The organism is Pseudomonas sp. ANT_H4 (assembly GCF_008369295.1).
Lineage (GTDB): Bacteria > Pseudomonadota > Gammaproteobacteria > Pseudomonadales > Pseudomonadaceae > Aquipseudomonas.
Map to the genome: position 1 here is coordinate 56,723 of NZ_VOBG01000026.1, position 10,274 is coordinate 66,996.

8 protein-coding genes and 1 pseudogene are annotated in these 10,274 nt (G+C 47.5%); 7 read left to right on the plus strand and 2 right to left on the minus strand.

Going from position 1 to position 10,274, the window contains the following annotated elements; genetic code table 11:
* Positions 1–137: 137 nt before the first annotated feature.
* Positions 138–1,573: pseudogene (locus FQ182_RS24490) on the plus strand (phosphoethanolamine transferase).
* A 357-nt stretch (positions 1,574–1,930) separates the two neighbouring features.
* Complete coding sequence (locus tag FQ182_RS29910; protein WP_256666411.1) at positions 1,931–2,212, plus strand: hypothetical protein; 282 nt, start codon at positions 1,931–1,933, stop codon at positions 2,210–2,212.
* Positions 2,213–2,345: 133 nt separating this feature from the next.
* Here FQ182_RS29910 and FQ182_RS24500 read toward each other — a convergent pair whose 3' ends face one another.
* The gene (locus FQ182_RS24500) at positions 2,346–2,612 is read right to left on the minus strand and encodes a YebG family protein (RefSeq protein WP_034137100.1); all 267 of its coding nucleotides are present in this window, start codon (positions 2,610–2,612) and stop codon (positions 2,346–2,348) included.
* Positions 2,613–2,972: 360 nt separating this feature from the next.
* Here FQ182_RS24500 and FQ182_RS24505 point away from each other — a divergent pair, with 360 nt between their 5' ends.
* Genes FQ182_RS24505 through FQ182_RS24515 form a run of 3 tightly spaced genes read left to right on the plus strand, consistent with a single transcriptional unit; the run spans position 2,973 to position 7,811 of the window.
* Complete coding sequence (locus tag FQ182_RS24505; RefSeq protein ID WP_149494047.1) at positions 2,973–4,448, plus strand: site-specific integrase; 1,476 nt, start codon at positions 2,973–2,975, stop codon at positions 4,446–4,448.
* Complete coding sequence (locus tag FQ182_RS24510) at positions 4,441–6,375, plus strand: hypothetical protein (protein ID WP_149494048.1); 1,935 nt, start codon at positions 4,441–4,443, stop codon at positions 6,373–6,375. Before FQ182_RS24505 ends, FQ182_RS24510 begins: the two co-directional genes overlap by 8 nt.
* Complete coding sequence (locus FQ182_RS24515) at positions 6,372–7,811, plus strand: hypothetical protein (protein ID WP_149494049.1); 1,440 nt, start codon at positions 6,372–6,374, stop codon at positions 7,809–7,811. Before FQ182_RS24510 ends, FQ182_RS24515 begins: the two co-directional genes overlap by 4 nt.
* On the opposite strand, the gene FQ182_RS24520 is transcribed toward FQ182_RS24515, so the two are convergent.
* Positions 7,808–9,109 carry an ISL3-like element IS1411 family transposase gene (locus FQ182_RS24520; protein WP_011920678.1) on the minus strand — a complete coding sequence of 434 codons (1,302 nt, stop codon included), beginning with the start codon at positions 9,107–9,109 and terminating at the stop codon, positions 7,808–7,810. The two genes, FQ182_RS24515 and FQ182_RS24520, sit on opposite strands and share 4 nt — an antisense overlap.
* A 186-nt stretch (positions 9,110–9,295) precedes the next feature.
* Here FQ182_RS24520 and FQ182_RS24525 point away from each other — a divergent pair, with 186 nt between their 5' ends.
* Positions 9,296–9,841, plus strand: coding sequence for a hypothetical protein (locus FQ182_RS24525; RefSeq protein ID WP_149415256.1), 546 nt, complete (start codon positions 9,296–9,298; stop codon positions 9,839–9,841).
* Between the two features lie 2 nt (positions 9,842–9,843).
* Positions 9,844–10,272: a hypothetical protein gene (locus tag FQ182_RS24530; RefSeq protein ID WP_033896464.1), complete on the plus strand. Its 429-nt coding sequence runs from the start codon at positions 9,844–9,846 to the stop codon at positions 10,270–10,272.
* The last annotated feature ends 2 nt before the right edge of the window (positions 10,273–10,274 follow it).

The following is a 10,274-nucleotide window of genomic DNA, read 5'->3' on the forward strand; positions in this document are numbered from 1 at the left end:
CCCTTAAGCCATAGGGCTCGGGGTCTCTGGCGCTCCGCACGCCCACCTTCGCACAGTATCTGTCGATGGTTTGCCTGGTAGCTACCGAGGATTCCATAGCCATGCGTCATGGATCAGCAGCCTCCTAGAGTTTGATAATGACACCTTCGAAATCCATTGTTCACACCCTGTTCAGTAGATTGATCTTTGCTATTCGCAGTACTCGACAAAAAGGCATCAGCACCAATCTGCTCATCGGGCTGGTAACTCTTTGGTTGTTGCTATTTACGAACGCTGAGCTTTGGCGTGTTCTTACGCGGCTGATTTTCAATGCCGATGAAGTTAATTGGCTGCTCGCGAGTAGCCTGCCAGTTGTTGTGTTTGCTTGGGTGTTTACCATACTCAGTCTGCTGTCATGGGCACGGCTCGCCAAACCGCTACTGTGCCTGATCCTGATCAGTGCGGCTTTCGCCAGCTACTTCATGAATGCTTACGGCATCGTCATTGATTACACCATGTTCACCAACGTCGTGGAGACCGACGTCAGTGAGGTCTCCGAGCTACTGAACTGGAAGCTCGGCCTCTGGGTGGCAATGGTAGGGGGATTGCCCGTTTACCTGATCAGTCAGGTGCCGCTCCGACGTAAGCCCTGGATCAAAGCGTTGGCCAGTAGACTCATTGTCCTTTCGCTTGCCCTAGTCACCCTTGCCGGCATTGTGCTGAGCCAATACCAGTCTTATGCGTCCTTGCTGCGCAACAACCGGGAGATTCGGCTCATTCTGGTTCCCACCAACCTGTTTGCGGCCAGTCATGGCTACCTGAAACGTCAGTTGGCCACGCCGAGGCCAAGAGCCGAGAAGGGCTACTCGATGTGCTTCAGCGCGCAGGCATCAGCGTAATGTGGACTGACAACAATTCGGGCTGTAAAGGGGTCTGTGACCGGGTGCCTAACCACAAGGCTACCCAACATGCGGATGCTCAGCTGTGCACCAGCGACGAGTGCAAGGACGGGGTGCTGCTCTCGGAAATGGAGGACTTCATCAACCGTCAGGAAGGCGATGCTGTCCTGGTGCTCCACTACAAAGGCAGCCACGGCCCAGCCTACTACAAGCGATATCCCTCGCAGTTCAAGAAATTCGAGCCGGTCTGCGAGACCAATGAGCTCGACAAATGTAAGCAGCAGGAGGTGATCAATGCCTACGACAACTCGATCCTCTACACCGACTACGTAACGGCCGGGCTGATCGACATCCTGGCTGCGAACACCAAATTCGACACTGCGCTCATGTACGTCTCGGATCATGGGGAGTCACTGGGAGAGGGTGGCCTCTACCTACATGGGCTGCCCTATGCGATGGCCCCGGACGAGCAAACCAAGGTGCCAATGGTGCTCTGGATGTCTGACTCTATCGCGAAGAGCGAACGGCTGAATATGGGCTGCTTGAAAGCCCAGACAAACTCGCCATTGAGCCATGACAACCTGTTCCACACGGTGCTCGGGATGATGAGCGTCCAGACATCCTCGTATCGCTCAGCCCTAGACTTCACTGCCCCTTGCAAGCCCTTGGCCGGAAGCACGTACTCCGGCCTCTGAATGCTCGAAGTGCGATTGAAATACTCGCTCGTATCAGCTGCAATATTCAATTGGAGAGCAGAAAAGTCAGTTGAATCTGGTTGCCCAGGTTTTGCTCGCTGTGAATGTCGACCTTGCCACCGCAGTGTTCCACGATCCGTTTGTACCGCGAGCGATGCGCCTGCAGTGTACGTTCAAGCAATTCGGGCCAATCAAGCGCATTGACCAGTGTTGAGACCTAGGCTGGCATCTCGGTTGCTGCCGTTCTAGTCATGGGTAACCTGGGTCGCAGCAGGTGGCGACTGAGCGTAATCGACCTATGAAGCGGCCGGTCGACAACGACCGCTGTGGGTCGAAAGCTGCCTTAGGGCTGGGCGTCTGCAGGTAAGCGGTAGCATAGGGGTAACACTGCAGTGGGGATCTAACTCTGATCTCAGAAGAGGCGATGGAGCCGAATTGGATGAGTCGTTCGATTACACCTGCGAATTGACCTGCGAAGCGGCAAATCCAAATCCTGAGGCGCTAGAGTTCGTCGAAGACTCTTTGATGGTAGACACGGGCGACTGGCACGATCAAGAGGAGGATTGGATCGACTCTGCGGCGAGTACATCCGAAGACCATGAAACTCTCGATGCATCGGGCATTCGATCGGACTTCTAGGCTCAGTAGTTTAAGCACCGTCCCGTCCATAGCTATCCATTATCAAGGGCGATTATGGAGCCGAAAGCGGGACGTTCAAGCATGCTGATTCCGCCATGCATCAAATGGGTTGGCTATGTGTTGTGACACCATCTCAGTTGGCGCTATCGTCTTTCCCTGTCAACTGATCCAACGCATTAGCACCACTCTTAAACGCCGACGCAAAGATTGCTCTATTTTTCGCCATAAAAATGCTTGCGTCCTCCGCTTGTTTTTCGTCAAGACCTGGTACATTTTTAATGAGAACGGAAGTTAAAATTTCTGCCAATTCAAGCATTTGATCATGTGCATCGGCTAGTTTTCGATCCAAAAAAACCTTCTCCAAATCTCGAGTGCTTCGGTAAAGTACTTCTACTGCCATGATGGCCTCTCAAAAATTAAAGGGCTGCGTACCTGGGGCAATGCCCTGAAAAAAATTCTATCCGATGGATGTTATCTCTACGATCCGTGCTTGTCTTCATATGAACATTGATAACTAGGCATAGGTCCTTTCGAAAATCTATGCACCGCCTTCCTGTATCTGATTTGTCAGTTGGCGTCTAACGCGCTGATTTAAAACAATAAAACAAAGCATTTTGACACTAACTGGACAGGCATTAGGTGTAGAAAACGATGAAGTTAGACCCTTGGGTCGAATCGCTTAACAAGAAAGACATTGACAAGAAGCCTTGATTTTTAGCGCTTAACATCTAGGGTTGACTCAGTCCTTTGAGGGTGAGTCATGTCCTACTCAAATCGGCGTTACGAAGGTCGCCTCGTTCTCATCCCTCACGCGCAGAGCGCCTTCGCGACCCTGCATGTCGGTATCCAGCCCGTTGACTCAATTAAATCGGTACTTGAAGGGGCTGAAACCAAACAGCTCTACCAGGTTGAGGAAATCGGCTCTTCGTTTACCTCGGGAGATATCTACAATCTCCCGTTTCTGTTTCATAAGGAAGGTGAGCCTTGGCATGAAGCCAATTCATACCTTTTATCCTTGATTGAAAATAAAACGTTAAGCAATAGGCCTACCGATGATCTGCGCCGTCGAGCCAGCAAATTATTAGACTACTTGATCTACTGTGAAAGCGAAGGACTTAACTGGCTCGACTTTTCGGGGCGTCGCCCTGTGTTGAGACCTACATATAAGTATTTTGCTCATTTGATAAATCATAGTGGGCGTAGTTCGGCAGTCGTAAATCAATACACAGGCGTGGTATTTGATTTCTATAGATTTATTTGTGCCAATTGGCATGACATTGACTTGCAGCGAGTAGATACAGTCAAGGAGGTAAAATTTTTAATTAAAAATGCTTACGGGGCCGCTAGGGTGATTACGGCTGAAAAGCGTAGTCAAACTAAATCAACGGTTCCAGGAAGGCTGGTATCAATAGGGTATGTGCGAGAGGACAACGAAGATCTTCGTCCTTTGTCTAATGTTGAGCTGGCTGAGTTTTTGAAGGTTATTGAAGGTGAGGAGTGGTCAGCACTAGAACGTCTTATACTGTTGACGGCTTTGATGACTGGCGCCCGTAAGCAGACCGTGCTTACGATGCGGTTAAAGCATCTAAAAGGGTTCATTTCAGAAAGGCTGCAGGCAGATGGCACCTATCTGTTACATGCCGGTCCAGGCACAGGGATGGATACCAAGAAAGACCGTAGCCAACGTTTGCACGTGCCAAAGCAACTTGCTAAGGAGTTACGGGTGCTTGGAGATAGTCCGATGATGAGGCAGCGGCGAGTTAAGTTTAGAGCCGCTCTGTCTTTATATTACCCAAATATACAGATAAAAGACGAGGATATGTACGTTTTTTTATCTGATCAGGGAGGGTGTTATTACATGGCAAAAGATGATCCGCGCTACCCTATTGTCAAATCTAGACCCACTGGCCAAGTCACAGACACAATAAAGCGAAAAATATTGCAAAAGACATCTGATAAGTACCCTCAGGACTTTTCGTATCACTGGTTGCGTGCGACTTTTGGGTTTCAGCTCTATCAAAGATTGCAGGCCCTTATTGTTGTGGGGCTTATGCGTCCAGGAGATGATATTGATTTTATAATGGAGCGAATGCACCACGCCACACGAGAGATGACAGAGCATTACCTTCAACTGTTCAAGATGCTTCCTCAGAAAACCGTCGCGCAGGAAAAGTTTGAGGCTAGTCTATTTTCAGGTAATTATTCAAGTTTTATACTGAGTGCTCAAGATGAATAGTCATGTTGATTGGTCATTTCGTGAAACAAAAGTCATCACGGTAGATGAAATCAGTGAGGAGCATGTGTTTCCGGAGCGCTTGCGTCTAAAGCTTGCCAATGCAAAGGGGTATAAGTCGCCTATCGATATTGGGAGTATCGCATATGCAACGCGAGGCGAAGCTAGATCGAGGGAGTTTGACAATGCCGGTACTATATCGGTTGTCGAGTCATCTCTTGTGGAAAGTAGGCGTGAGCTAGTGGTGAAGCTCCTCGATTCTCTAATAGGTTTGCGCGATAATTCGATAGTAACCCAGTTTAGAGTGTTGCACATTGTCGTGAATTGGTTAAATGCCAATGGTTATGTGGAGGTTTTTACTGATGTGAGTTGTGCATCTAGAGCATACGCTGACTACACATCTTATCTTAATGATTCAATCAGAAAAGGGGATTTTGCTCCTCAGCATGCCGCTAAATGTCAGAAGACCTTACAGTTCATAATTGGACTCCAGTTTTCATCAGTAGTGGATTATGTAGTTCGTAGTGCCGTGCCAATTGCTAGGCAAAGAAAAGCAATAAAGCCGCCTAGAGAATCCGATGTACACTTTTTTACGGACGTATGTATTGCCATTGCGCGTGATTACAGTAATTTTATTCTTGAGCAAGAGCCATTTCCATGCGTAGTCCGGATAAGAAATTATGAAGTTGTTAAGTTTCCTTCTAATGGTGGAATGAATAGTCCTTTTCGACAGGGGTATGATTGTTATAATGTGGCAGAAAGACGTGTTGCAACAGTCGAAGAATACATGTCCAAGTATGCTGGAAGAGGTCAGACAATTAGGCTTTGTGAAGCAGAGCGTGCTATAGCAGATGCGCAGGCTAGCGTAGAATTTTCTAATTCTGAATCTCGTAATTATGTCCGGTTGCAAATGGCCGCCTTTGCTGTAAAAGCATATATTTCTCTTTTTATGTTGATGACAGGTGCATCACCTACTGAACTGGAACAGTTTAGTTATGAGGATGCTCTGGGGATTGATAAGTCAGTATTGAAGAAAGAATTAACGGCTGTAAAATTTCGTGCTAGAGGAAAGATGACCGGATATGTCTTAGGGCGAAAAAAAGGGTTAACACTGCTTCGAGAGTATTTTAAGTTGCGTGATTGGATTCTCAATGGAGAATATGTTGATAGATTGTTTTTCAAGATAAAGATTTCTAAAGGCGCTGTTTGTCTATCATTTTCTGATCTTGATGCCGGGGCTGCGGCAACTAGGTTTTACTCATCGATTTCGGGCGTTTTTGTAGATGGCAAATATCCAAAAATAACCTATAACAAGGCGCGTAAGCATAAAAGTTCCGCTCATCACGCGGCTAAGTACTCCCTGGAAACAGTTGCGCGGGCGTTAAATCATTCCAGTGGGGTGAATATTTCGTCGTACTCAGAAGCCACTGTTGAACAGCAGGAAAGTGAGTTTGGTACTTACTGGGATTCAGTGCGTAAAGCTGCTCAAATGGTACGTGAGCGAAGTGTTACAGCGTCAGATAAACTTGACTCAATTGCCGTTGGTCATTGTGACTCGTTCAGGTTTCCAGTTCCCGTCAGCGATACCGAAGCACCGGTGATTCAGCCGAATTGTCGTAATCAGTACGGCTGTTTGTATTGCACTCATTATTTCTGTCACGCCGATGAAGATGATATTCATAAGTTATTAAGTCTCCATTATGTGGTTAACGCTGTACGCAATACTGCTCAGGATAGTGGTCACGCAGAAGTACTCTATAAGGACTTATCCATTCGGGTCGAGTTTATCTTAGAGGCAATTGCAAATCGCTCGGAGTCTGTTTCGCAGTTAGTATCTGCCATGAGGAATAAAGTATTTAATCTTGGGGTGCTAACGCCATTTTGGGAGCGACGCCTGCAACGCTATGAAGCAATGGGGGTTGTATTTTGAGTGCCTCTGCGGTAAGTGGTTTATATGCCGCCATGGGTAATTTGGGTGCCGTTGCTCCTGATGCTGCAATGCTGGATATAAACTTTAAACCCTCATCTAAGTTTGTTCTGTGTCGAAATAAACATGGTACGCCAACGGCAATATATAAAGAGTGGATGTGGGACTTTAATCCATATCGACTTGGAGCGACGAGGGTCACGAAATTTAGATTTGATAAGATTTTCAAGGCGATTGGTCCCGAAAACAAAGCATTGATCGATGAGGTGAAATACATTATCTATTGTCTTGCATATTTCGCAGGAGGTGGTCGTCTGGGGCGGTTGAGTGCAAAGACATTAGAGCAGCGCTGGGTGGTTTTGCGGAGCGCGGTGTTGTTTTGTTATGAGCAAATCCAAAAGCCTTTAGTTGGTGTGTTGTCCTTGCAACAACTTTTCAGTACCCCGGTCTATTTGGCAGCGTTTATTGCTGAGAGGGCGCAGCCACATTTTCCGCAAATGCTATCAGCTTTGCTTGCCAATTTAATTTCTGTTGGTGATGATCGATTGGGTTATCGCGTTATTAGTTCGCGTGATATTGAATTGCGTCGACATGAGCCTAATCAACATCCGGTTATTCCAACTAGGATCTATTTGGAGCTAATAAACGTTCTCCAAGATATGCTTGATCAGATTCACCGAGGCGTAGAAAGCCTGGAGTGCTTTGTATCTAAGTTTTGCGATGAATTCTATGGGCTCGCTCATGATGTTCAGAAAAGTCTGTTGCCTGGCGGAAAGGCTAATTACAGACCAATTATGACTGAGGTGCTTCAGGCTCATTGTCTGAATGAGGTTTTTTCTGGAGTTTTTTCTTGTTCTCATAAAAGAGGGTTGAGCCCTGCGCTATTGAAAATGCAATACATTGTAAAAAACGTAATTCACTTATACACAGGCATGAGAGAGCAAGAGGTGCTGCGCATGCAGTATGATTGTTTGTCTGATGAGATCTATTTAAAGGAGGTCGTTGATGATAATGGAGTGACTCGCGACTTGGCGAGATCAGTCTCAGTTCTGTCGACGACCACAAAATTTACAGGGTACAAAAAATCAGAATCGTGGTTCGCGCCGAGCGAAGTTGTCAAGGCTGTAAAAATTGCGCAGGCAATTTGTCGAGGACTAGCAAGTATCTATAAAATTGATGTGGATAATGACTGTCCATTATTTCTAAATCCCGCAGTCCTTCGAAAACGCAATACCGATGTTGGTGTGGGGAAGTTAGGGAATTTTTATAATAAAATTCCTCTAATAGAAGGTATCAGGATTGAGCTTTCTGACATACAGGAGTTGGCGCAAACTGATACGAAGCGTGACTTTTACAGTGAGCCAGAGTTTGCGGTAGGTCGTTCTTGGCCGCTGACAGGTCACCAGTTTCGCCGTTCATTAGCGGCTCTTCGCATTTAAGGGTGTAGCTGATTTCTAAACCCTCCTGACTTCAGCAAGCACCTGGCTATGTAATTGGTTAAATTTCTAAAGCCCAAGGCGGTACCTCGTAAGTGCTCAAGTCGCCCGTTGATAGCTTCTGTTGGACCGTTGCTGGTTCCTGGCCGGTCGAAGTAGGCAAGGATGCTCTCAGCGTATTTTTTCAGCGTTTCCCCCAAGCCTTTCACCTCGATGAGCGCTTTGGGCAAGTCGCTGGCTGTAATGATATTTATGACCTCTTCCATGAGTTTTTTACCACGTTTTCGATCCGGCTCGTTGTAGGCGCTGACCACCCGTTGGTACATGCTCCAGGTGCAATCCACTTCGAGGTGGTGCTCATCTGCAAACAGCTGGAACAGTTGCTTTTTGTTGGCGTCAGACAGGTAGCTGATCCGAGTCAGTAGCGTTCGACGGCTTTTGTAGAGCGGGTCATTTTTACGCCCTCTGCGGCCCAGGATGTCGTGTTGCACACGCCGGCGGCATTCATCCAGCATGTTGCTTGCCCAGCGCACGACATGGAAAGGATCCAGCACGGTTTGGGCTTGAGGCAGGGCTTCTTGCGCTGCAGATTTAAACCCCGTAAAACCGTCCATGGCAATGCTTTCGATCTGGTCACGCCACGATTTGGGGCGACTCTGTAGCCATTGCTTAAAGGCTTGTTTGGAGCGGCCTTCCAGCACATCGAGCAAGCGGGCCGGCCCGTTTTTGTTACGCACGGGCGTAAGGTCAACCACGATGGTGACGTACTTGTCACCACAGCGTGTATGTCGCCAAACATGCTCATCCACGCCCAGCACGGTCACACCGTCAAAACGTGTCGAGTCATTAAAAAGCAGGCGCCGTCCTTCGTTGATAATGGCATTATTAGCGGTGTGCCATGCAACATCAAGCTGGCTCGCAACACGAGATACCGACAGATGATCCAGCACGATGGCAGCTAATGCCCAGCGTATCGCCCCATATGAAAGCTTTGAACGTGGAGGTGCTGCACTGTTTGTATCTTCATGCCAGAAACAGCCGCAAGCACAACGCCAGCGACGGATACGCAGCAGCAATCTGGTTGGTCGTTGTCCGTAAGGTGTGTGAGCAAGATGCCTATCGACAGTACCGCGTGAAACACCAGCAGCCCCGCACTTGGGGCATGGCTCGGGTGCTTTGGTTAAACGACATTCGATGACGGCGCGCTCTGCACAAAGATGTTGTCCAGTGGCAGTCAGGCCGAGGTTATTCAGTTGGCAAAAGCTGGAAAGATCAGGGCTAGAAAAGGTAAGATTGTTCACGTCGGGGGCTTAGTTTTTGTTGGTGTGAGAGCTTACATTTTCTAAGATCCTCGACTCCTTTTCCAGCCGGTCAGATTTTTTCTACACCCTTAAATGCGAAGAGCCTCATTAGCTTTCTATGGTAGCAATAGTGGATTTATTTCGTTGCCCAGTTTGAAGTCGCAATACAAACAAGTGACTCTCGAAATGGCTCGCTATTACAGTAATGGGTTTCAAAATCTAAAGACTATTTTTGGATACTACGATCCGAAAAGTAATGGCTTTGTCTTGCCCAACTCGCATGTTGCGTTGGAGTTTCAGATGGGGATGCCGATGGCTGTTGCGAATCAACTGCTGTCCGATGTGCTGTTCAGGGAAGCACCATTGTTCGGAGGCACGGGGTCTTATATTGAGAAACAGAAAGCTCGTTTGAAGAATGGTGAAGTATGCATTGAGGATGTTAGGGCAGACACTTTGATTCGTGTGAAGAATTGCGAGATTAGCTATCGGCCAACTTTTTTAGGTGGTTGTTCTAAGGTTGGTCGATGTGATTATTTTTTGCTTGGTGATTTCACAGAATGTTTGATATGTGAAGGCGCAATAATACAGCCTGAAAAAGTTGGCCATGCCATTGAGGCTATGACTGAAGAGTTAACGCTATATTCTTATGGTTCGGGAGAATATCAAGTAGCCAATGGGGATCTTGAACGACTCCTGAGCTTTAAGGCGCGCTTTATTGATAAGGATGTGTAGCTATGCGTTCTAATAAAGTAGTTGGTCGTGGTTTGCTTGAGTGTGAAGAGGCGTTGCAGCGCCTTCTCGAAGGCAGGCCAGTTGTGGCGGAGCATGTAGGCTTATCTCGTTCGAAAATCACCGCGAGCATTGTAAGTTTCGAAGCCGGATTTGATCGTGGCTACCTCAAGAAATCTCGTAACGCACATTTGCCCATATTAGCCAGGATTGAGGCTTTTCGTGCAGAGGCAAATCGGGGGGGCAGTCATTCAAACACTAAAAAAATTGACAGTTTGGAAGATAAGCTTGATGCCTTGGCGACTGAATTAGCAACTGTTCGTGCGCAGCGCGACCGGGTCCTCACACAAAATCTACAGCTATGGGAACGCGTAAGGGAGTTAGAGTTGGCGGAGCGCCAAATCAAGCCTTTTCAGGTTAGGTTGCATCCTTAAAG